Below are 678 nucleotides of genomic sequence, written 5' to 3' on the forward strand. Positions count from 1 at the left end.
CCGGAGCACTATGTGCCAGTACAGCAGCAGCCCTACCACGACGGGTCTGGTCAGCAGACTCTTAATCTGAGCCAGTGCCCAGCCGCCGAGGCTGCTGTCCACGGGGTCTGGCTGCCAGTAGAGTTCGTTCGGGCTCTGCAGCCAGCCGCCCTGGCTGTAAATCAGGTTCAGCACAGCCGCGAAGAGCAAACCGCCGCCGATGCGCAGCAGCAGGGTCGCCCCCAGGCGCACGCCGGCTTTCTGGGCAATACGCGCTTCAATCGGCAAGCCATGGGCCATCAGCAGCAGACCCGCCACCACCGTCACCTGGGCGACGCTGAGCACTTCCTGCTGCGACTGGGTAAAGAACACCAGCATGCCTGCGTAGATATTGGCCGACAGGGTCGCCGCCCACACCAGCCCCATGCTGTCCGGCAGGCCTATCATGCCCATCAATGGCCCCAGAACGACGGCCAGCAACTCAACGCCACCGAGCTCTTCCAGCAGTTTGACCACCAGAATAACCGGAATCATAAGCCTGAACAGGGTGGTCGATACGCTGTAGATCTCACGACCCAGTTCACGGAAAAAAGTTGAGAAACTCACCACAGAAAACTCCAGCAAATATTTATGCGAGGTTTAAACGCCAGACTCTGGTGCTGCGCTCTTGCCCTTGTCTTTCCTAGCCCCTAGCCGCTA

The 678-nt window shown here is 59.7% G+C and carries 1 pseudogene; it reads right to left on the minus strand.

From position 1 onward, the window contains the following. Nucleotides 1–585 (minus strand): annotated as a pseudogene (locus tag MPRO_RS02855) (hypothetical protein); the annotation flags it as partial. Between the last annotated feature and the right edge of the window lie 93 nt (nt 586–678).

Origin of the sequence: Marinobacterium profundum, assembly GCF_001528745.1 — a bacterium.
In the GTDB taxonomy this organism is placed as follows: Bacteria; Pseudomonadota; Gammaproteobacteria; order Pseudomonadales; family Balneatricaceae; genus Marinobacterium_A; species Marinobacterium_A profundum.